Genomic DNA, 20,987 nt, shown 5'->3' with positions numbered 1-20,987 from the left:
TATGATTTTAAAATCCGTTTAATGGTATGGTGGCTGTCGGAATCAGGAGGATAAAGCCCATAAGAATGAGTAGTATTAAAAACTTCCAGAAAAATGTAATCCATTTATCGTAAGGGATACGGGCGATACCCAAGGCTCCTATCAGTACACCGGAAGTCGGAGTAATCATATTTGTGAAACCGTCTCCGAATTGGAAAGCCATTACCGTGGCTTGTCGCGAGAGGCCGATAACATCGGAGAAGGGAGCCATAATGGGCATGGTTAAAGCGGCTTTCGCGGAACCTGATGGGATAATGATGTTGATAAAAGTCTGAATGATATACATGATTCCGACGGCAGCCACTTTCCCGACCTCACTCATTAAAGTAGCCAGAGCGTGTAAAATAGGATCGATGATATGTCCTTCCTGTAAGATGATGATAATGCCTCCTGCTAATCCCACGATCAGGGCTGCAGACAATATATCTTTGACACCCTCGATAAATAATTTTACGATGCTGTCTGCACTCTTACCCGCGGCAAATCCGGAAAATATACCCATGGCTAAAAACAGACCGGAAATTTCGGGAAGATACCAGCCATAGCCCATGACACCGATAATCAGGAAGATAATGGTAAAACCGAGGATGGTGAGAATTAAGAAATGGTATGATTTCCGGATTCCGAAAAAGCCGGAAATCGCGAACAATATCGTGAGAATAGGAACGATACAGGTTGTGAGACTTGTATGTTCTCCGATACTCAATGTGCTTGTCGGATAATTGAACGAGAAAATAATGAGACTGGTCAAGATAAAAAAATAGACGAACCAGCCGGATTTTGTGGATGAGTATTCAATTTTTTCGTCGTTTTTTATCTCTGTACGGCGCCAATAATTGGTATCTATTTCATACACGATCGAAGATGCGGGACAGGCCTTTACTTTTGCCGCGTAGCGGAGGACAAAAGCGATAAGTACGATATTTAGAATAACCCAACAAAGTAATCTGTATTCAAAACCGGAGAATAGAGGCAAGTCGGATAATCCCTGGGCAATACCGATGGTGAATGGATTTAGAATCGCTCCTGCAAATCCGACGTGGGCCGCTACATATACCAAACATAAACCGGTAATGGAATCGTATCCCATGGAGATGGCCAAAGGAATGATGATAACGATGAAGGCAAGGGTCTCTTCACTCATTCCGAAAATGGCCCCGAAACTACTGAATAATAACATGATCATTGTCATGATGATATTATTAATTCCGATCTTTTTTAAAAATGAATAATGTTCTAAACTGGCGGTAAAGTGTAAGAAAGAGAAAATACCCACGTCTATGGCCCGGCTGTTATTCATGATCCAGAAAGCTCCTCCGATGATTAAAATAAAAGCAATAATGCCGGCTTGTTTTTCAAATCCGTTGAACAATGCCGAAAATATTTCCCAGGTTTGAGGTGTTTTAGTTACTTCATGGAAAGAATCGCTTTTAATTACCGTGCGTTCTATCCCGTTGACATCGACGGTTTCTCTGGCATACTCGCCTCCCGGAATGATCCAAGTTAAAACGGCGCAGATGATAATAATTGAAAATACAATAGTATAAGTATGGGGAACTTTTTTCAGCATAGGTTTGATATTAGATTGAGTGGCCAAATTTACAAATAATTACGAGAGTGAAATAGGATGTTTATTAGAATTCTTAAATTTGCATGCAGATGAGGATAGGAAATAGAGGTACGAGTGGTTGATGGAAGATGACTGGAGCAGATGGAGGATGATCGGACGGGAAAAATGAAATGAAGAATGGTAACAGAAGAAAAACAAGACAAGGTATTTATGCGTGATTTTTTCCGTAAAGTGGGAAAAGCGATATATGATTATGATTTGATTGCGGATGAGGATCGTATTTTGGTCGGGGTATCGGGGGGAAAAGATTCCTTGGCCTTGCTCGAAGTTTTAGCCTTGAGGGCGAAAGATCCCAAACAACATTATACGGTCGTGGCGGCCCATATCGATGTGGAGAACGTGGAGTACGAGGTAGACAATGAATATTTGAGATCCTTTTGTGAACGTTTGGGCGTGGCGTACATCCATCGGACGATCCGGGTCGATATGGAGCAAAACCCTAAAAAACCGGCTTGTTTTGTTTGTTCCTGGCATCGCCGGAAAATGCTTTTCGATATTGCCAAGGAACAACATTGTGGCAAGTTGGCATTGGGACATCATCGGGATGATGCGGTAGAGAGCCTGTTAATGAGTATGATATTTAACGGAACAATCAGTAGTATGCCTGCTCGTCTGGAGATGTTCGGACATACCTTTATGATCATTCGTCCTTTGATTTATCTTGGTAATGCCGAAACATTAAAATACGCGACGCTCCGGCAATTCAAACAACAGAAAAAATACTGCCCTTTCGAGAAAGCAACGAACAGAGATGCGGTCGGAAAGATTATAAATCAATTAGAGACCTTATCCCCTCATGTGCGAAATAATCTTTTTGCGGCAATGCGAAATATTCAAACGGAGTATTTACCTTGAAAGAGAGAATCGTTAAAAACGGGGAAATCCTATCTTCTCTCCGTTTACGTAGATATATTCGTCTATATCTTCGCAATCGGTTGCCTGATCTTCTTCAAATCGAATGGAAAGGTTGTTGATGTATGCGAACCGACGGCAACTATGGAAATCGGCGTAGCGTTCTTCAATCTCTTCCCGAAACATATCCGTTCGTTCCCGAGGAGATAACTTTTCCAATTCATCCGCATGTTCGAGTAATATATCTAAAATAAACTCGGCAGCCCAACTTCCCAGTTCTTTTTCTTTTACCCATTCCGGATTTTGTTCGTCTAAAATATGAAATATTTCTTGTAAATAGGGGGAATCTCCCCAATCTTCATAAAGTTGGATCAGATCGTCATTGTCTTGATATTCGGTCTTAATTGTTTCCAACACGTGTTTCTCCATTTGTTCGTTTTTTGAATTGACCTGCAAATTAAGAAAATAAACGCCAATTTACCATATATGTCTCGGCTTCTTTTTGTACACCGTCTTTTTTTGTTCGATACGGAGGCCAAGTAATCGACATATAGAAGAAAAGTATAACTTTTTAATGGAAAGTTTGGTTTATAAAAAAAAAGGTTTTAAATTTGTAGGCAGGAGGTGAGGATTCCGGAGAAATGGAATTCTTTTTTAGATAAAGGCACTTATTGGAGGATAAGTGTCATTTATTTTTTTTTATATAGTAATTAATAAAACCATATAATTATGACGAAAAAGGTATCTTATATTACAAAAGAGGGCCTGAAAAAGCTGCAGGATGAATTGGATAATCTGCAAAATGTAGAACGGCCCAAGATTTCTAAAGCCATAGGTGAGGCAATCGAAAAAGGTGATATCTCCGAGAATGCCGAATACGATGCGGCAAAAGATGCCCAAGGTTTATTGGAGGCAAAAATCGCTCAGTTGCAAGATATTGTTTCGAATTGCCGGATTATTGATGAATCCCAGATCGACACCTCTAAAGTACAAATATTGAATAAAGTGACAATTCGCAATACGAAAACGAATGCCACGATGACTTATACTTTGGTGTCCGAAAGCGAAGCGGATTTTAAGGCTGGGAAATTATCCATTACAACGCCGATAGCGAAAGCATTAATCGGTAAAAAGCTGGGCGATAAGGTGGAGGTCCAGGTTCCGGCCGGATTGATGGAATTTGAGGTTATGGATATTTCTATTTAACTAAGATCGGATTTGGCTTATGTCTTCCTTATTTACTAAAATTGTGCAAGGAGAGATCCCTTCCTATAAGGTGGCTGAAGATGAGCATTATTATGCTTTTTTGGATATTGCACCCTTGCAAAAGGGACATACTTTGGTAGTTCCTAAAAGAGAAGAAGATTATATTTTTGACTTGACGGATAAAGAGTTAGCCGGATTGATGGTATTTGCCAAAAAAGTCGCTAAGGCCATCCGGGAGTGTGTCCCGTGTAAACGGGTCGGAGTCGCGGTGTTGGGATTGGATGTACCTCATGCTCATATTCATTTGGTCCCTTTGAAGGAAGGGAATGAATTGAATTTTGCAAATCCGAAAAAACAATATTCAAAAGAAGAGATGGAAGCTTGTGCGGAGTTAATTCGTCGTCATTTTAAAAATTAAACGGTAAATGAAATCTTTATAAGATTTAAGGAGGCTCCTAAATTATTTAGCGAGCCTCTTTTTTAAAGTATGGAAAGAAAGAAGTTATATAATGCTTATGAAGTGCACGAGGGATATTATTGTTTCGGTTGTGCTTCTGCGAACGAGTACGGTTTGCGGTGTGAATTTTACGAGGAAGGTGATTATATCACCTGTCAGTGGATGCCTCGTCCTGAATTTCAGGGTTTTTTCAATGTTTTGCATGGCGGGATACAGGCTACGCTGATGGATGAGATTGCTTGTTGGAATGTGTTTGCGAAGGTAAAGAGTGCGGGGGTTACGATCGAGATGAACGTAAAATACCGTAATACCGTGTACACGGATAGGGGTGAGTTACTGCTACGTTCTAAAATAGTAGAACAAGGGAGCCGTTTGGTTAAAATGCATGTGGAGTTATTCAACGCCGATGGACAACTGGGAAGTGAGGCGGATGTGGTCTATCGCGTATTTCCTGAGGAGGTTGCGGCGAAACGTTTGGGATGGACAGGCATAGAGGCTTTTTATAAAGAAAATGAAGAGAGATGAGATATAAAAATATTGTTTGGGATTGGAATGGGACATTGCTGGATGATATCCGGATTAGCGTGGAGACTTTAAATCGGATGTTAGCCGGAAAAAATTTTAAAAAAATAACCGAGGAGCGTTATCGGGATCTGTTTGGCTTCCCGGTGAAAGGATTTTATGAGTCTTTAGGGTATGATTTCGATAGAGACGATTGGGACGCTGTTTCTCAAGAATTTGTGGATGTATACGGGAGTTTAAGTCATGGTGTCGAATTAACGGCGGGTATCGTTCCGGTTCTCTCTGCAATACGGGGTCAAGGAATTCGACAATATATATTATCGGCATTGCAGGAGAATTTGTTAGAGGAGATGTTGGAACGTTTTCAGATCCGGAATTACTTTGACGGAATATGCGGTTCCGACAACATATATGCCGGGGGGAAAACAGCTATGGGAGAAAAAATGGTTTCCTCGTATTCCATTGTTCCTCGGGAAACTTTGATGATAGGGGATACTTTGCATGATGCCGAGGTTGCGAATGCTTTGGGATTTGATGTCCGTTTGTACGTCGGAGGACATAATAGCGAGCGGCGTTTGCGAGAAGTTGCCCCTGTCCTTCTTTGCATGGAGGAGATAATTAAAGAGATTGAGTGATTCAGCGATTAAGTGATTTTTCAATCACGGAATCACTTAATCGCTGAATATAATCATAGTTCGTATTGATATAATTGTGCCAATAGATTGTAGTAATCCCGTTCGACATCAAGGAAGCTTTGCAGGCTGTCGTATAGGGTCGTTAATTCCGTAAAGTAGTCGACGATGGAAAGTTGACCGGCTTGAAGTGCTTTATTCAAAAGCTCCACGTTACGTTGATGTTTTAATAAGGCGGCGTATTCGTTGCGTGAGGTTTGCAACGTTACCGCTTGTTCGTATAGTTGTTGCAGTGAAGAACGAAGATTAAGACGACTCTCTTCAATGGTCGTGGTGACAAATGCGGCCTGCGCCTTGGCTCTCTTTACCGTATTCTTATTTTCAAACAACGGGATAGAGATGCCGATAACAAAACCGTTGGCGGAAACATTGTTACCGGAAGCGTTGCGTTTGTAGCCTAAGTCGAATTTGGGTAAAGTCAGTGATCGGCTGACCTTCACTTCCTGATTGGCAACTTCCTGTTCCCCTATAAGATTCTTCATATTCGGATCCATAGCGAGATAAGCTCTGTAAATGGCATCCAAGTCAAGAATTACAACGGTTTCCGGATACTCGAAGTCATTGAATTCTATGGGAATATTTCCGTTTAAATTGTATAGTTGTAGTTCTGCCGTGGAGAGAGCCGCCGCATTGAGACGGCTTTGATTGCGTGCTGCAAGCAATTCAAGTTGAATTTTGTTTATCTCTAATTGGTTCGCGTCTCCGCTTTCAACTCTTCGTTGATAAATAGTTGCAAGTTGTTCGGCATTCTTCAATCGTTTGTCGAGCACTTCCTTTTGCTTCCTGAGATAGATGATTTCGATACAGGTTTGTTTTGCTGTTAAAAGTAGTTGTTGCCGGTAAGCTGCCAATTGGTAATCGAGAGTAGTCGATTTCAATTCGGCTAACTTGTTTTTTTGTCCGTATACCGAAGGGAAATCGAGAGCTTGTTTGAAGGTAAAAGAGTATTCCGATTCGGGATTATTGCGATTCCCCCACATTTTCTCGAATTCGGCGGTAGGGTTTTCCAGGTATTTACCCGTTTGGGTTTCTAATTTCTGGGCGTCCGTCAATTTTTCTTTTGCCTGAAGGGTTTTATTATTTCCTTCAATCTCTTTCAAAACCCGGTGAATGGAATTTTGGGCGTGGACTCCGGTTGTTAGCATTGCCAGACCGGTTATGATTAACGATAGATAATAATTTCTCATGTGTATTATTTATATATTGTTTGATTCAAGGTTTTCCTGTTTTTTTTCTTTATGCTTCAATAGAAGATACATGATGGGGACAACGAATCCGTTTAATAGGGTTGAACTTAACAAACCGCCCAATATCACCTGGGCCATGGGACTTTGGATTTCGTTGCCGGGAAGATCGCCGCCCACGGCTAAAGGGATTAAAGCTAACGCAGAGGTTAAAGCGGTCATTAATATGGGATTCAGTCGGTCGAGGGAACCGTGAATAATACTGTCATATAAAGAATAACCTTGTGCTTGTAAATAGTTGTAGTGTGATACTAACAATATTCCGTTTCGAGTGGCGATACCGAACAACGAAATAAACCCGATAATCGCGGGAATACTGATGATTCCCGATGTCAGCCATATGCTGATGACTCCTCCGATAATAGCTAATGGTAGATTGATCATGATGATTCCCGACAGGGGAAGGCTATGAAATTCATTGAATAGAAGGAGCAGAATGATCAGGATGGAGATCAAAGAGGTGATGAATAAGGTCCGGGAAGCTGCTTGTTCGCTTTCGAATTGTCCCCCGTATTCCACGTGATACCCTTCCGGTAGGGAAATTTGTTCTTTTACCGTTTTCTGGATATCTTTCACGACTCCGTTCAAATCGCGTTCTGCAACATTGGCGGAAATAACGATTTTACGTTGGACGTTTTCTCGGCTGATCGTGTTCGGTCCCACGAAAGGAATGATTTCTGCCACGTAATGTAACGGTATTTTTTTGCCGTTGGCGTCTATCATCAGTTCCCCTATTTCTTCCCTATTTTTCCTGTTTTTATCGTCTACTTTTATGGTAAGATCAAAAACTTTCCCCCCTTCGTATACTTGAGAAACTACCTTTCCGGAAAGGGCGATATTGATGAATTCGGAAAATTGCGGCAAGGTGATTCCTTGCTTGGCAAGCATATCGCGTTTCGGTTTGATTTGTAATTGGGGTCGTTCTACCTGTTGTTCCAATGATAAATCGGCAATCCCTTCTACTTTTTCAATGGCATTTTTGATTTGACTGCCGATTGCAAACAATCTATTCAGGTCATCCCCGAACAGTTTGATCGCTATGTTGGCTTTTGTTCCGGATAACATGGCGTCGATTCGGTGAGAGATGGGTTGACCGATTTCAACATTCACTCCTTTCAACTCGTTTAGTTGATGACGTACATCTGCTAAAAACTCATTGCGACTGCGTTTATCCAATAGGAAAGGAGCCTCTATTTCCGATACATTTACCCCTAAAGCGTGTTCGTCTAATTCTGCCCGGCCGGTTTTGCGGGCAACGGTTTGGATTTCCGGAATATTTAATAAAACATTTTCCGCTATTTTCCCGATGTTGTCAGACTCTTCTAAAGATATTCCCGGCATCCCGCTAATGTTTATTGTTAAAGAGCCCTCGTTAAAAGAGGGGAGGAAACTTCTTCCCAAATGAGCTATGACGATAATGGTGAAAATCAGTAGAGTTATACTGGAACCAACGACTAATTTTTTGTGTTTAAGAGTCCACTCGAGAGCTTTTTTATAGACTGTTTTAAGGGCTCTGGCTACGATCGGTTCCCGTTCGTTTTTCTTTAGAGCTTGGGGAGTTGTCAGTAAATAGCTACATAATACGGGTGTAAGGGTTAAAGCTACTACGGTAGAAGCAAATAAGGCCACGATAAAAGCAATTCCCAATGGAATGAGCATACGTCCTTCCATACCTGAGAGGAAGAACAGCGGAAGAAAACAGGCCACGATGATTAACGTAGAATTTAAAATGGGCATTCGTACTTCTTTCGAGGCTTCGAATACGATCTTTAAGGATGAGAGGCGTTCCTCCGCCGGTTTCGATTGATTTTCTCGTAGTCGTTTGTACACGTTCTCAACGTCTACGATGGCGTCATCCACTAATGAACCGATGGCGATAGCAAGTCCTCCTAAACTCATGGTGTTTATCGTGAGTCCTAACGCGTGTAAGACAAGAATAGCCACAAGTAGGGAAAGCGGAAGGGCTACTAATGAAATAACGGTCGTCCTGATATTCATCAAAAAGAAAAAAAGTACGACAATGACAAAAACGGAGCCTTCGAACAAGGCTTTCTGAATGTTTGAAATAGAACTTTCGATAAAACGGGATTGCCGGAAAATATCCGAGGATATGTTTACGTCGGCAGGTAATGTTTTTTGTAGTTCGCTGAGAGCCAGATCCACCTTGTCGGTTAATTCCAGCGTATTGGTGTTGGGTTGTTTCGTTACGGTCAACAGTACGGCAGGTTTTCCTTTTTCGGAAGCTAATCCTAATTTCGGAGTTTTTGCTCCGATCCGGATATCGGCGATGTCGCTTAAAAGAATAGGACGATTGTTGATTGTCTTTACTACGGCTTTCCCTATATCCTCCAAATTGTTGGTTGAGAGAAGTCCCTGAACGATGTATTCGTTTCCGTATTCATAAAGAATACCTCCCGTGGAGTTTTGATTCATCTCTTGTACCACGGGTAGTAACTCTTCCATGGTGATATTGTAATATTTCATCCGGGCAGGGTGAAGCAGAATCTGGTATTCTTTTATATCGCCGCCAATGACGGTAACTTGTGCAACGCCTCCGGTAGATAGGAGTCTGGGACGAATTGTCCAATCTGCTATTGTTCGCAAATCCTGTAACGTGGTGCTATCGGCTGTAAGACCGAGGATCATCATTTCTCCCAGTATGGAAGATTGCGGTCCTAAGGTCGGTTGTCCGACGTTATCCGGTAAGGTCTCTCCTAAAGTGGCTAATTTTTCCGAAACGATTTGCCGGGCGGTGTAGATATTGGTTCCCCACTCGAATTCTACCCATACCACGGAAAATCCGGTGGTGGAAGAGGAACGTACCCTTCGTACGTCCGTTGCCCCGTTTACCGCGGTTTCTATTGGAAAGGTAACGATACGTTCCACCTCTTCCGGAGCCATTCCGGTAGCCTCTGTCATGACGACCACTGTTGGAGCGTTTAAGTCCGGAAATACATCTACTTCCATGTTTTTTGCCGTGTAGGAACCCCATAAGAGCAAGCCTACGGCTGCAATCATAACGATTAGACGATTATGAAGAGCATACTGTATGATCTTATTTAACATAAATATAGTCTATAAATCTGAGTATTTGATACGATGTTGTATGTCAGTGGGTATGTCCATGGGGGATTATACCTGAATTGGCGGCCATCTTTACTTGATAGGCTCCTTGAGTCACTACTTTGTCTCCGGTTTTTATTCCTCTTATAACCTGAACCTCTTTACCGTTATTGGCCCCTAAGGTTACTTCCTGCTTACGGTATCCTTCCTCATCCAATTGAATATAAATATAAAATATTCCCATCTCGTTTGTCAAGGCGGACACGGGTACTGTCAATGCATTGGCGATAGGAGAGGAGATAAGAAATACTTCCACGAAAGAACCGGGAATAATCTCTCCCTTGTTATCGAATTCAAAAGAGATAGGCACATAGAAAGAGTCCTTATCGGATGTTTTTCCATAAGAGAGCAATCGTCCGTTTAATTCTTTCAAGGAGTATATTTTATTATCGTAGGAAGTCTGAAAATTGGCACTACTGATATTTTTAAGTGCATTATAGTATTTTTCGGAAACCTCCGCCCTGAGTACTAAACGTTTGTTTTGAGATAATGTTGCTATGGGTTGTCCTACGGTAACGTATTCCCCTTCCCGAATGAGTATGTTTTTCACGTAGCCGTTGATGGGAGCCGTTATCCCGACACCCTTGGCCGTTTTATTAACAGCGATGGCATCGAATGCGATCTTAGCATTTTTATATTCCATTTGCAATGTCTCGTATTCCTTTTGGGAAATGATTTTGTCGTCGATAAGGGATTTTGCCCGTTCGTAATTGTTTCTTGCCGTTTCGTAGGCAATTTTCAATTTGCTGTAATAATCCCCTTCGGCCATGTTGCGGGAAGAGATGTGGAATAATGTCTCTCCTTTTTTTACGCTGCTTCCTTCCAATAACTGTTGCGAATTATAAGAGACTACTCCGTTACTTGTGGCTACGATTATGGCTTCGTCCCCCGGAGCCGGTAATATTTGACCGGTTGTTTTTACTATTTGGTGAAAGGTTTTGGGATGAATTTCCTGAACTTCAAAATTAGTTTTGGCGGCCTGTGCTTTTGTGAAGATGATTTCATCTTCGTTATGCTCCGTGTTTTTCGGAGTCTCCTTATCACAGGATGTATTTTCATCGTGATTGTGCTCCGCCTGCTGGGCGGATATCGTTTCTTGTTTTTCAGAGTTCTGATTCTGACATGCCGTAAATAAGATAGCGAGCAAAAGTAATAAAATAGATATATTTCTCATATTAATTAGATAAAATGATATAAACTCCTTACAGTAAAGGATTGATATGAATTAAAAATGCTGAGAAATACGGATTCCGTGAATACACGCAAATTTCCGTTATACCATAACGGGAGGTGCTCGTCCGGCAAGGGTTGAATTGACGAATAGGGGATAGAGTCGTTCCTGAAATGGAATGATGTATTTTCGAGAGATGCGGTCGTCATGAAAGTCATCAAGCATTTCGGTTAAAAGAAACGGCGGAAGGAATAAGATATCCGGAGTAAAATGCGAACAACAATTGCAATCTGTTTGATGTTGTTTTATAATATCCAATTGAAATAATGATCGGACCTCACATTCTTTGTCGCAAGAATTCGAGTTGTGAATATGTCCGCAGTTCCCGGTTTTTTCTTGTTGGGTACAATGCGTTTGGATAAAGCATATCATCTCCCCGTGATGGTGGTGGGGAATGGCCATGTAAAGTAGCATGATAATGTTCGCTACGATGAGTGGAATAAATGCTACACGCCGTTTTTTCATGATATACGAATTCTGATCTTTGCAAATATAACGTTCTGATCTATAATTTGCAAACGATGAGAATGCTTTAGGAAAATGTTAACAATTTTATTTGTTGATCGCTTCGAATCCTTTCAGCATCAATTCGGCGGAGGCAGGATTCGTGGCAAGGGGAACATCATGGACGTCACATACCCGCATTAGCATTTGGACATCAGGTTCATGCGGGTGTTTATCCAATGGATCTCGAAAAAAGAAAACCATTTGTACGTTATGTTCTGCCACGAGGGCTGCTATTTGGGCGTCGCCGCCAAGAGGACCGGAAAGCAATCTCTCGACATCAAGTCCGGCTTCCTGTACGTGTTTTCCCGTCGTTCCCGTGGCTACGATATGAATGTTTGCTGAATGTAAAAATTCGAGATGCCTGTTCAGGAAGGCTACCATCTCCGCTTTTTTCCCATCATGGGCAATAACTGCTAATTTCATGTTTTATCTATATAGTGTTAGACTTGTTTGTTACGGTAAATCACCTATTTTGTTCTTTTATTTTTTCGATCTGTTTCAATAATGAATCCAAGTGAAGAAAATATTTTTTGCTGGAAATGGAATAATTGCCTTTTACAATGGAGTCGGCCATAGGTTCCGGGACGATGTAATACTTTCTTGCTCCGTTTTCATAGGGACGATACAAGTAATGCCCAAGGTATTTCATCCGGTAACTGAAAAGGCCGTCCGCTTTTCTGGTTAGCGTTAATCGGACCGATATGCCTCCATCCGTATAACGGTAATGTTGATTGGATATGAGATTGCCTAACGAGTAAACGGTAATGCCTACCGTGTCTTTGCCGTTTATCGCGTATTCTGCGGGTTGCACGACATGCGGGTGAGAACCGATAACGATATCGACACCTTGCCGGTGCAGCCATTCGTTCAGTTTTTTTTGAGTGGCGTTGGGAGTTGAGTGATATTCGTATCCCCAATGCATGAAAACGATGATGTTACTGGCTGAGTCCTGTCGGGCTTTTTGAATATGTCGTTTTATGCGACTGGTGTCGATAAGTGAAACCACGCATCCTTTAGGCACGGGTAAGCCGTTGGTTCCATAGGTATAATTCATTAAAGCGATCTTAAATTTCCCTTTTTCGAGATAGAGGGGAAAACGATCCTGATAACTGGCCGTATCCGAGAATGTTCCCGTGTGTTCGATGTGTAAAGAATCTAAATAATGGATGGTCTTTTTTATGCCTTGTTCGCCTTGGTCACAGCAATGATTGTTGGCTGTCACAAAGGTGGTGATGCCGCATCTATGCATGTCCCGCACTAATTGCCAGGGAGAGCAAAATCTTGGATAGCCGCTGAAGCCTTTGTCGGAAAGAGTCGTTTCCAGATTTGCAATTGTAAAATCTGTCTGGAGCCAGTAATTGGCCATGTATTTGAATGAATTCATGTAATTGTGTTCTTTCCGGACAGAATCGTATGCACTGAGAATCTGTGGAAAGTGCTGCATGATATCCCCGCAAAAGAGTAGAGATACCTTCTCTTCTTCCGGAAAAACAAACGGTTTGACAGGAGTAGCTTCCCGGCAGGCCATCAGACCGACTAAAAATATAATAACGTATGCTTTCATGGAAAAAGGGCCGTCATTACTGGCGGCCCTGAAGATTATTTTTTCAAATCGAATTCAAACTCTTCTTCCGAGGGTGGAACACATTGTCCGTCGGAGCAAGCCATATATTCAACGTAGCCGACTAATTTAGCCTTCTCTTTGGTCAATCTGACGCGTTGAACCATGGTGACTGAATCTTTGAAATATCCTAAATTCATGTTGAAAGCGCTACTCTTTTCCACCAATGCTTTGGTTGTCGCTTTAAATTCTCCTACCAATTCGATACCGGAAGTTTCATCTTTATCTATATGGAAGGTAGTCGGTTGAGGACCTCCTTCCGGAAGTTTCGTGTCGTATAAATGCCATCCGTTTTCAATCGTGGCTTTGCAAACGATGTCGTAAATTCCTTCACTGACCTTCTTTACGGAAATTTGCCATTTTACGGGTTTTAAAACCTGTGCGCTTGCTATTACCGTCAAAGCCAAAACGACTGTAAGAATCAATACTTTTTTCATATTTCAAATTTTTAAAGATTCAGGATTGGCAAATTACTAAAATATTAGGAAATCACAATGTTTTTCCGGAATATTATAGTGTTTTCTTTACGGCTACTTCTTCGAATCCTTCTATCATATCTCCGACTTGGATATCGTTAAAATTATTGATGTTTAATCCGCATTCAAATCCTTTACTGACTTCTTTTACATCGTCTTTGAACCGTTTCAATGAACCGAGCTCTCCCGTGTTGATCACAATACCATCCCGAATAACGCGTATTTTCGAATTACGGGATATTTTTCCGTCTCTGACGATACAACCGGCGATAGTACCCACCTTGGAAATCTTGAAAGTTTCCAGTACTTCGACGGTTGCCGTGATCTCCTCTTTCATTTCAGGGGAAAGCATCCCCTCCATGGCGGCCTTAATCTCTTCGATCGCCGTATAGATGATAGAGTACAAGCGGATATCGATTTGTTCTTTCTCTGCCAGTTTACGCGCACCCAATGACGGGCGAACCTGGAATCCGACGATAATAGCATTTGAAGCGGCAGCCAACATGACATCTCCTTCCGAGATCTGTCCTACAGCTTTGTGGATCACGTTTACCTGAATCTCTTGAGTCGATAATTTTATTAACGAATCAGAAAGGGCTTCAATAGAACCGTCAACATCTCCTTTTACGATGATATTCAATTCCTGGAAGTTTCCGATAGCGATTCGTCTTCCGATTTCATCCAACGTTATGTGTTTTTGAGTTCTCAGACCTTGTTCGCGTTGTAATTGTTCCCGCTTGTTTGCCAATAGTCGAGCCTCTTTCTCATTCCCCATCACGTTAAATTTATCCCCCGCTTGCGGAGCTCCGTTCAGACCAAGTATCAATGCCGGGGTTGAAGGACCTGCTTCTTCCATTTTTTGTCCCCGTTCGTTGAACATCGCTTTCACGTGTCCGAAATATTGTCCGGCCAATACAACATCTCCCACGCGTAGGGTTCCCGATTGAACCAATACGGTAGCCACATACCCCCGGCCCTTGTCTAATGAAGACTCTATAATGGATCCGGTCGCTTTTTTATACGGGTTGGCTTTTAGTTCCAGAATTTCCGCTTCTAACAATACTTTTTCCAATAACTCTTCAATATGAAGTCCTTGTTTGGCTGAAATCTCCTGACATTGGTATTTACCTCCCCACTCCTCAACCAAATAGTTCATGTTAGCTAACTCTTCCCGTATTTTATCTGGATGCGCACCTGGTTTGTCGATCTTGTTGATAGCGAATACAATCGGTACACTTGCTGCACTGGCGTGGTTGATTGCCTCAATGGTTTGGGGCATGACATTGTCGTCGGCAGCTACGATGATAATAGCGATATCCGTTACCTGTGCTCCTCTGGCACGCATGGCTGTAAATGCCTCGTGTCCGGGCGTATCCAAAAACGTTACCGTTCTTCCGTCCTGTAATTTCACGCTATAAGCTCCGATGTGCTGGGTAATACCTCCTGCCTCACCCGCGATGACGTTAGCTTTACGAATATAGTCCAATAAGGATGTTTTACCGTGGTCGACATGTCCCATTACCGTTACGATAGGGGGACGAGCCTCTAAATGTTCCGGTTGATCCTCCTCCTCTTCCTCGATGGCTTCTTGTATATCGATGCTGACGAATTCGACGGCAAATCCAAACTCTTCCGCCACAACGTTGATCGTTTCCGCGTCCAAGCGTTGGTTGATGGAGACAAATAAACCGAGGGACATGCAGGCGGATATAATTTCAGTCGCGGAGATATCCATCATGTTGGCCAATTCGCTTACTGTAACGAATTCCGTCAATTTCAGGATGTTCTTCTCGATCTCAGCCTGTTCCATTTCAGCCTGCATTTTTTGATGTACAGCCTCTCTCTTGTCTTTCCGGTGTTTGGCCGCTTTCGTTTTACCTTTACTACCTAAGCGGGCAAAAGTATCCTTAATCTGCTTTTGAACGTCTTCTTCCGTAATTTCGGCTTTTGTCGCTTTTTTCTTTTTGAGCTTTTTGAGTTTCTTTTTATTCTCCTCTATTTTTAATGATTTTGGAGAATCGACAGCTATCTTCTCGTCTTTCTTTAATATTCTTTTCCTTTTTTTCCGAATCTCCAGCTCGTCTCCCGATTCCAAGGAATCATCCTCCGGAGTATCAACTTTAGCCGGAATGATTGTCTTGTTACGTTTAAGCTCTTTTTTGTCACGTTCTCTCTCCTGTTTGCTTTTCTTCGGAGGACGAGTCCGTTGGTTAATAGAGTCCAGATCAATAGAACCGACAACCTTCACCTCTTTCAGCGTGGGAGTCGGGGATTTGAAATTTATTTCCGTGTTGGTCTCTTTTTCTACAGGCTTTTCCGGTTCTTGTTTTCTTGCCGGAGGTACTACTGTTGCCGGACGATTCTCGACTTTGGGCGTTTGACGAATAACTTCCTTTACCCGGGGTTGTTCTACCGTCTTACTCTCTTTTTTCTCTTCGGCTTTCTCTTCCTGGCGAGGTTTGTTTACGCGGTTTAAATCGATACGGTCGATAACTTTGATTTTATTCTCGATCTTAACCTCGTCCTTTATTGATATGAATTTATTCTCTTCTTCCTCTTCCTGACTATTGGTTAACGTATCTATAGTCACGGCCTCTTTTTTTTGTCGGCTCGTTTTTAAATCAACTTTAATAGATTCTTTTTTGGCCTCGCTATCCGTTGAAAATTCTTTTGCAACCAAAGCGTATTGCTCTTCGGTCAATTTTGCGTTTGGATCAGATGAAATCTTAATCCCCTTATCTTGTAGGAAATCTACAATGGTAGACAGGCCTACGTTAAATTCTCTAGCAACTTTACTTAATCTTACTGCCATATTAAGATTTTAATTTTACAAGCATTATACTTCAGGTCTTATTTATTCAAATTCAGCTCTTAAGATTTTAAGAACTTCTCTGATTGTTTCGACCTCAAGATCGGTTCTGCTCTCTAATTCTGATTCGCTTAATTCTAATACACTTTTAGCCGTGTCACAGCCTACTCGCTTCAATTCGTCGATTACCCACGGTTCGATCTCATCTGAGAACTCGTCTAAGTTGACGTCTTCTTCCTCGGCTTGATCCAATTCGCGATACACATCTATTTCGTACCCGGTAAGTTGGCTCGCCAGTTTAATGTTCAATCCTCCTTTACCGATGGCCAAGGAAACCTCTTCGGGATTCAGGTAGACATTAGCTCTTTTACTCTTTTCGTCAATCTCTATTTTGTTGATCTTCGCCGGATTAAGAGCTCTTGTGATGTATAGTTGAACGTTGTTCGTGTAATTGATGACATCAATGTTTTCGTTTTTCAATTCCCGGACGATACCGTGGATTCTGGATCCTTTCATTCCGACACAGGCTCCTACCGGGTCGATACGGTCATCATAAGATTCGACAGCCACTTTGGCTCGTTCTCCCGGAACGCGAACTACATTTTTGATGGTAATCAAACCGTCGAAAATTTCAGGAACTTCGTTTTCAAACAATCGCTCCAGAAATACGGGAGAAGTTCTCGAAAGTACAATGTAGGGAGATGCATTTCTCATTTCCACGCGAATGACAACAGCCCGAATCGTGTCTCCTTTTTTGAAGAAATCACTTGGAATCTGCTCTTGTTTCGGCAAGATGAGCTCGTTTCCCTCATCGTCCAACACCAGAATCTCTTTTTTCCATACTTGATAAACTTCACCGGTGACGATTTGTCCCACCCTTTCCTTGTATTTCGTGAAGACATGATCTTTTTCCAATTCCAATATGCGGGCAGAAAGATTTTGTCTTAATGCCAGAACGGAACGACGTCCGAAATCCTTGAATTTGACCTCGTCGGTCACCTCTTCGCCTACTTCATAATCGTTATCGATTTTTTTGGCTTCAGTAAGTGAGATTTGCGTATTGGGATTTTCAAATTCTTCGTCTTTCACAACGATACGATTTCTCCAGATTTCCAAATCTCCTTTGTCGATGTTGATAATGATATCAAAATTTTCGTCTGTTTCGTAACGTTTTATAAGCATACTTCTGAAAATATCTTCCAATACTCTCATTAAAGTCGCTCTGTCAATATTTTTTAGTTCTTTGAATTCCGCAAATGAATCTATTAAATTAATATTTTCCATCTTTCTCTTATTATTAGAAAATAACAATATCTTTAACCTCCTTTATCTCTATGAAATCTATGTTTTTTTCAACCCGAACAGTCTCTTTCTTTTTTTTCCCTTCGACACTCTGCTTCTCCTCGCATTCCAGAACAATGCCTTTTTCGGAATAGGCTTTTAATTTTCCCTGCAATTTATTACCGTTTTGTAAACGTACTTCTACCAGATTGTTCAGATTCTTTTCATACTGCTGGGGAACTTTAAACGGGTAACCGATGCCGGCACTTGAAACTGTTAAGTCGAAATCTTCACTTTCCCTATCGAGAAGGGCTTCCAGCTCTTTGCATACCGTACGGCAAGTGCCCACGTTTACTCCTTTTAGCGAATCGATAAAAACTTCAATCTTATTCTCCGGAGAAACCGTCAGATCGACTAAAAATAAATTTTGCTCTTGAGCGATACGCTCAATCATGCCCTTAATTTCCTCCTTGCTTTTCATTCCTCTTCTTTCCTTTTTAAATAACACAAGAGGGGACATATCGCCCCCTCAGTGTTTAACCGTGGCAAAGATAGTATTAATTATTTTAAAAACAAAGAGTTCTCCTCCAATTTTCTATACGATTCGTTTTTAACGTGCGTTTATATCCGAATCCTTAAGGATAAGATTTGGATCGTGTGATGAGATGAATTTTTAGTGTTTATGTCGGTTTTTCAGGTAAAGGGCAATAGGAGAAAGATCAAGTACCGGGGAAATTATGAAACATATTCGTAATAAATTTACATAGTTCGAAATAAAATTTGTAAGTTTGCCGAAATTTTTGAGTTATGGAGTTTAAAGCAAAAGATATTGCAGCTCTGCTAAATGGGGTTGTAGAAGGGGATCCTGAGATTTCTGTGAATAATGTGTCAAAAATTGAGGAAGGCCGGCCGGGTACTTTGGCCTTTTTAGCCAATCCGAAGTACGAGCATTACATTTATACGACAGAGGCATCGATTGTTTTGGTGAATAAAACATTTGAACCTGCTCAAGAACTTTCTTGTACGATTATCCGGGTGGAATCGGCTTATGATGCGATAGCTACTTTATTGCAAATGTACGAGAGCATGCGTCCGAAACCGGTAGGGATAGAGCAACCTTCTTTTGTTAGCGATTCTGCTGTTGTGGGAGAAAATCCCTATATCGGAGCCTTTGCTTATATCGGGAAAGGCGCAAAAATTGGAAATAATGTAAAAATATATCCTCAGGCTTATATCGGCGATGGCGTTTCGATCGGAGACAATACGATTATCTATTCCGGAGTAAAGATCTACCAGGGTTGTGTTGTCGGGACTTCTTGCATCCTTCATTCTGGGGCCGTAATCGGAGCCGATGGATTCGGTTTCGCTCCTGAGGGCGATCACTATAAAAAGATTCCGCAGATCGGCAATGTTGTGATTGAGGATGACGTTGAAATAGGGGCGAATACCTGTATTGACCGGGCTACCATGGGATCGACTTTTATCCGTAAAGGGGTTAAATTGGATAATTTAATCCAGATCGCCCATAATGTGGTCGTGGGTGCCAATACGGTTATTGCGGCCCAATCGGGTGTGGCCGGGACAACTAAAATCGGGGAAAATTGTGTTTTTGGAGGTCAGGTAGGCCTTATCGGTCATTTGACTATAGGTGCCGGAACACAGATAGCGGCTCAAAGCGGTATCACGGCAAATATACCCGAAAAATCCGTGCTTCGCGGATCCCCCGCTTTTGATCTTCCTAAGTATCAGAAATGTTATGTCGTTTTCCGTAAATTGCCAGAACTTTACGGGCAGATAAAAGATTTGGAGAAAGAGATAAAAACCTTAAAGTCGAAATAGAGATGACAGTAAAGCAAAAAACCTTGAAAGGAGAGTTTTCTCTAAGTGGTAAAGGGTTACATACCGGCAAGCATGTTACGGTTACCTTTAAACCTGCTAAAGAGGATTTCGGTTATAAGATACATCGGATAGATTTAGACGGAACTCCTGAAATTCCAGCTTTAGCTGAATACGTGAAATTTGTAGATCGGGCGAGTTGCCTTGAAAAAGATGGAGTGTATATATATACGATGGAGCATGCAATGGCTGCTTTGTATGGTAGCGGAATAGACAACTGTTTGATTGAGCTGGATGGAGAGGAATTTCCGATTTTAGACGGAAGCTCTAAAATGTATACGGATGAAATCGCCAAAATAGGTTTGGAAGAACAGGCAGCGGAACGGAAATATTTTGTCGTGAAAGAGCAGATGGAGTATGTGAGTGAAGACGGTTTGACCAAATTGACCCTGTTGCCCGATAAGGATTATAACGTGAATCTGGTAGTGGCCTATGATTCTCCCTATTTAAAAATGCAATATGCAACTTATTCGGAAAATAACGTTGATTTTGCCAAAGATTTTGCTCCTTGCCGTACTTTTGTTTTCTTGCGGGAAATTGAAATGTTATTGCAACATAACCTGATCAAGGGAGGAGATTTGGATAATGCTATTGTTATCGTGGATCGCAAGATATCTCAGGAAGAGGTCGATCGACTGGCAAAGTTGTTCAATTACGATTCGATAGAGATAAAAGAGGGTATATTGAATAACTTGACCTTGTATTTTGATAATGAGCCGGCTCGTCATAAATTGTTGGATGTTATTGGTGATTTGGCTTTGTGCGGGCGTTTTATCAAAGGACGGGTAATTGCGGAAAGACCGGGACATAAAGCAAATGCCGCTATGGCCCAAAAAATATACAAGGCTATTCTTCATGCGGAACGTGGGGATGTTTGCCCCGATGTGGATGTTACATCGGAACCGTTGATGGATATCAATAAGGTAAAATCCTTATTGCCTCATCGTCCTCCTTTCTTGTTAGTGGATAAAATATACGAGGTGACCGACGATATTGTGATCGGGTGTAAGAATGTGACCATGAACGAACCTTTCTTCGTGGGACATTTTCCGGAAGAGCCGGTGATGCCCGGTGTGCTGATCGTGGAGGCAATGGCTCAATGCGGGGGAATTTTGGTGCTCAATCAAGTAGAAGACCCGGAAAACTATTCTACTTATTTTGTGAAAATTGATGGAATAAAATTCCGTCGGAAAGTGGTTCCGGGAGATACCTTGGTATTTAAATTAATAAAAACCGCCCCGATTCGGCGCGGGATTGTAACAATGAAAGCTTATGCTTTTGTTGGGAAAAATTTGGTGTGTGAAGTCGCAGAGTTCATGGCGCAAGTTGCAAAAACCAAGAAGTAATTGTATACTTGCATCGTGAATTTTAATGATAGTGTGTAAAAAATAGATTTTAAAT

The 20,987-nt window shown here is 41.7% G+C and carries 19 protein-coding genes; 7 read left to right on the top strand and 12 right to left on the bottom strand.

All coding sequences use genetic code 11. From position 1 onward, the window contains the following. Nucleotides 1–7: 7 nt before the first annotated feature. Nucleotides 8–1,609 carry a YfcC family protein gene (locus BN3283_RS11255; protein WP_059026696.1) on the bottom strand — a complete coding sequence of 534 codons (1,602 nt, stop codon included), beginning with the start codon at nucleotides 1,607–1,609 and terminating at the stop codon, nucleotides 8–10. Between the two features lie 177 nt (nucleotides 1,610–1,786). Between BN3283_RS11255 and BN3283_RS11250 the strand changes: the two genes are divergently transcribed. Then, on the top strand, nucleotides 1,787–2,524 hold the full coding sequence (locus BN3283_RS11250) for a tRNA lysidine(34) synthetase (RefSeq protein ID WP_059026695.1): 738 nt from the start codon (nucleotides 1,787–1,789) through the stop codon (nucleotides 2,522–2,524). A 12-nt stretch (nucleotides 2,525–2,536) separates the two neighbouring features. On the opposite strand, the gene BN3283_RS11245 is transcribed toward BN3283_RS11250, so the two are convergent. Further along, on the bottom strand, nucleotides 2,537–2,950 hold the full coding sequence (locus tag BN3283_RS11245) for a hypothetical protein (protein ID WP_059026694.1): 414 nt from the start codon (nucleotides 2,948–2,950) through the stop codon (nucleotides 2,537–2,539). Nucleotides 2,951–3,250: 300 nt separating this feature from the next. Between BN3283_RS11245 and greA the strand changes: the two genes are divergently transcribed. The 4 genes from greA (at nucleotide 3,251) to BN3283_RS11225 (ending at nucleotide 5,341) form a co-directional block, all read left to right on the top strand. Beyond that, complete coding sequence (greA, locus tag BN3283_RS11240; RefSeq protein ID WP_041502747.1) at nucleotides 3,251–3,727, top strand: transcription elongation factor GreA; 477 nt, start codon at nucleotides 3,251–3,253, stop codon at nucleotides 3,725–3,727. Nucleotides 3,728–3,746: 19 nt separating this feature from the next. Then, nucleotides 3,747–4,145, top strand: a complete 399-nt coding sequence (locus BN3283_RS11235; protein ID WP_041502748.1) for an HIT family protein — start codon at nucleotides 3,747–3,749, stop codon at nucleotides 4,143–4,145. A gap of 69 nt (nucleotides 4,146–4,214) precedes the next feature. Then, nucleotides 4,215–4,709, top strand: a complete 495-nt coding sequence (locus BN3283_RS11230) for a PaaI family thioesterase (protein ID WP_041505509.1) — start codon at nucleotides 4,215–4,217, stop codon at nucleotides 4,707–4,709. Beyond that, nucleotides 4,706–5,341 carry an HAD family hydrolase gene (locus tag BN3283_RS11225; protein ID WP_070807475.1) on the top strand — a complete coding sequence of 212 codons (636 nt, stop codon included), beginning with the start codon at nucleotides 4,706–4,708 and terminating at the stop codon, nucleotides 5,339–5,341. Before BN3283_RS11230 ends, BN3283_RS11225 begins: the two co-directional genes overlap by 4 nt. 53 nt (nucleotides 5,342–5,394) lie before the next feature. On the opposite strand, the gene BN3283_RS11220 is transcribed toward BN3283_RS11225, so the two are convergent. The 10 genes from BN3283_RS11220 to rimP form a co-directional block, all read right to left on the bottom strand. Further along, a complete protein-coding gene (locus BN3283_RS11220; protein ID WP_059026693.1) occupies nucleotides 5,395–6,585 on the bottom strand; it encodes a TolC family protein in 1,191 nt (396 codons plus the stop codon). Between the two features lie 9 nt (nucleotides 6,586–6,594). Then, nucleotides 6,595–9,708 (bottom strand): efflux RND transporter permease subunit, encoded by a 3,114-nt coding sequence (locus BN3283_RS11215; RefSeq protein ID WP_041502752.1) that lies wholly within the window; start codon nucleotides 9,706–9,708, stop codon nucleotides 6,595–6,597. Nucleotides 9,709–9,751: 43 nt separating this feature from the next. Next, nucleotides 9,752–10,939, bottom strand: a complete 1,188-nt coding sequence (locus BN3283_RS11210; RefSeq protein ID WP_059026692.1) for an efflux RND transporter periplasmic adaptor subunit — start codon at nucleotides 10,937–10,939, stop codon at nucleotides 9,752–9,754. A 99-nt stretch (nucleotides 10,940–11,038) separates the two neighbouring features. Continuing rightward, a complete protein-coding gene (locus BN3283_RS11205; protein ID WP_059026691.1) occupies nucleotides 11,039–11,461 on the bottom strand; it encodes a DUF6769 family protein in 423 nt (140 codons plus the stop codon). An 87-nt stretch (nucleotides 11,462–11,548) separates the two neighbouring features. Further along, nucleotides 11,549–11,926 carry a methylglyoxal synthase gene (locus tag BN3283_RS11200; RefSeq protein ID WP_059026690.1) on the bottom strand — a complete coding sequence of 126 codons (378 nt, stop codon included), beginning with the start codon at nucleotides 11,924–11,926 and terminating at the stop codon, nucleotides 11,549–11,551. Between the two features lie 40 nt (nucleotides 11,927–11,966). Further along, a complete protein-coding gene (locus tag BN3283_RS11195) occupies nucleotides 11,967–13,067 on the bottom strand; it encodes a CapA family protein (protein ID WP_059026689.1) in 1,101 nt (366 codons plus the stop codon). A gap of 35 nt (nucleotides 13,068–13,102) precedes the next feature. Further along, a complete protein-coding gene (locus tag BN3283_RS11190; RefSeq protein ID WP_041502756.1) occupies nucleotides 13,103–13,561 on the bottom strand; it encodes a protein-disulfide reductase DsbD domain-containing protein in 459 nt (152 codons plus the stop codon). 73 nt (nucleotides 13,562–13,634) lie between these two features. Then, nucleotides 13,635–16,412, bottom strand: a complete 2,778-nt coding sequence (infB, locus tag BN3283_RS11185) for a translation initiation factor IF-2 (RefSeq protein ID WP_059026688.1) — start codon at nucleotides 16,410–16,412, stop codon at nucleotides 13,635–13,637. Between the two features lie 42 nt (nucleotides 16,413–16,454). Next, complete coding sequence (gene nusA, locus BN3283_RS11180; RefSeq protein WP_041502758.1) at nucleotides 16,455–17,693, bottom strand: transcription termination factor NusA; 1,239 nt, start codon at nucleotides 17,691–17,693, stop codon at nucleotides 16,455–16,457. Between the two features lie 13 nt (nucleotides 17,694–17,706). Next, nucleotides 17,707–18,171 carry a ribosome assembly cofactor RimP gene (gene rimP / locus BN3283_RS11175; protein WP_059027250.1) on the bottom strand — a complete coding sequence of 155 codons (465 nt, stop codon included), beginning with the start codon at nucleotides 18,169–18,171 and terminating at the stop codon, nucleotides 17,707–17,709. 326 nt (nucleotides 18,172–18,497) lie between these two features. Between rimP and lpxD the strand changes: the two genes are divergently transcribed. Continuing rightward, nucleotides 18,498–19,529: a UDP-3-O-(3-hydroxymyristoyl)glucosamine N-acyltransferase gene (lpxD, locus tag BN3283_RS11170; RefSeq protein WP_041502759.1), complete on the top strand. Its 1,032-nt coding sequence runs from the start codon at nucleotides 18,498–18,500 to the stop codon at nucleotides 19,527–19,529. A 2-nt stretch (nucleotides 19,530–19,531) separates the two neighbouring features. Then, the gene (locus BN3283_RS11165) at nucleotides 19,532–20,932 is read left to right on the top strand and encodes a bifunctional UDP-3-O-[3-hydroxymyristoyl] N-acetylglucosamine deacetylase/3-hydroxyacyl-ACP dehydratase (RefSeq protein ID WP_059026687.1); all 1,401 of its coding nucleotides are present in this window, start codon (nucleotides 19,532–19,534) and stop codon (nucleotides 20,930–20,932) included. Nucleotides 20,933–20,987: the final 55 nt, after the last annotated feature.

Source organism: Gabonibacter massiliensis, from assembly GCA_001487125.1.
Classification (GTDB): Bacteria; Bacteroidota; Bacteroidia; order Bacteroidales; family Marinifilaceae; genus Gabonibacter; species Gabonibacter massiliensis.
The sequence above is the reverse complement of the archived record's forward strand: the minus strand, read 5'-3'. Positions and strand labels throughout refer to the sequence as shown.

Bases quoted from the DNA above. Each gene is read 5' to 3' on its own strand.
- BN3283_RS11255 (WP_059026696.1), bottom strand. From the start codon at position 1,609: ATGCTGAAAAAAGTTCCCCATACTTATACTATTGTATTTTCAATTATT.
- BN3283_RS11250 (WP_059026695.1), top strand. From the start codon at position 1,787: ATGGTAACAGAAGAAAAACAAGACAAGGTATTTATGCGTGATTTTTTC.
- BN3283_RS11245 (WP_059026694.1), bottom strand. From the start codon at position 2,950: ATGGAGAAACACGTGTTGGAAACAATTAAGACCGAATATCAAGACAAT.
- greA (WP_041502747.1), top strand. From the start codon at position 3,251: ATGACGAAAAAGGTATCTTATATTACAAAAGAGGGCCTGAAAAAGCTG.
- BN3283_RS11235 (WP_041502748.1), top strand. From the start codon at position 3,747: ATGTCTTCCTTATTTACTAAAATTGTGCAAGGAGAGATCCCTTCCTAT.
- BN3283_RS11230 (WP_041505509.1), top strand. From the start codon at position 4,215: ATGGAAAGAAAGAAGTTATATAATGCTTATGAAGTGCACGAGGGATAT.
- BN3283_RS11225 (WP_070807475.1), top strand. From the start codon at position 4,706: ATGAGATATAAAAATATTGTTTGGGATTGGAATGGGACATTGCTGGAT.
- BN3283_RS11220 (WP_059026693.1), bottom strand. From the start codon at position 6,585: ATGAGAAATTATTATCTATCGTTAATCATAACCGGTCTGGCAATGCTA.
- BN3283_RS11215 (WP_041502752.1), bottom strand. From the start codon at position 9,708: ATGTTAAATAAGATCATACAGTATGCTCTTCATAATCGTCTAATCGTT.
- BN3283_RS11210 (WP_059026692.1), bottom strand. From the start codon at position 10,939: ATGAGAAATATATCTATTTTATTACTTTTGCTCGCTATCTTATTTACG.
- BN3283_RS11205 (WP_059026691.1), bottom strand. From the start codon at position 11,461: ATGAAAAAACGGCGTGTAGCATTTATTCCACTCATCGTAGCGAACATT.
- BN3283_RS11200 (WP_059026690.1), bottom strand. From the start codon at position 11,926: ATGAAATTAGCAGTTATTGCCCATGATGGGAAAAAAGCGGAGATGGTA.
- BN3283_RS11195 (WP_059026689.1), bottom strand. From the start codon at position 13,067: ATGAAAGCATACGTTATTATATTTTTAGTCGGTCTGATGGCCTGCCGG.
- BN3283_RS11190 (WP_041502756.1), bottom strand. From the start codon at position 13,561: ATGAAAAAAGTATTGATTCTTACAGTCGTTTTGGCTTTGACGGTAATA.
- infB (WP_059026688.1), bottom strand. From the start codon at position 16,412: ATGGCAGTAAGATTAAGTAAAGTTGCTAGAGAATTTAACGTAGGCCTG.
- nusA (WP_041502758.1), bottom strand. From the start codon at position 17,693: ATGGAAAATATTAATTTAATAGATTCATTTGCGGAATTCAAAGAACTA.
- rimP (WP_059027250.1), bottom strand. From the start codon at position 18,171: ATGAAAAGCAAGGAGGAAATTAAGGGCATGATTGAGCGTATCGCTCAA.
- lpxD (WP_041502759.1), top strand. From the start codon at position 18,498: ATGGAGTTTAAAGCAAAAGATATTGCAGCTCTGCTAAATGGGGTTGTA.
- BN3283_RS11165 (WP_059026687.1), top strand. From the start codon at position 19,532: ATGACAGTAAAGCAAAAAACCTTGAAAGGAGAGTTTTCTCTAAGTGGT.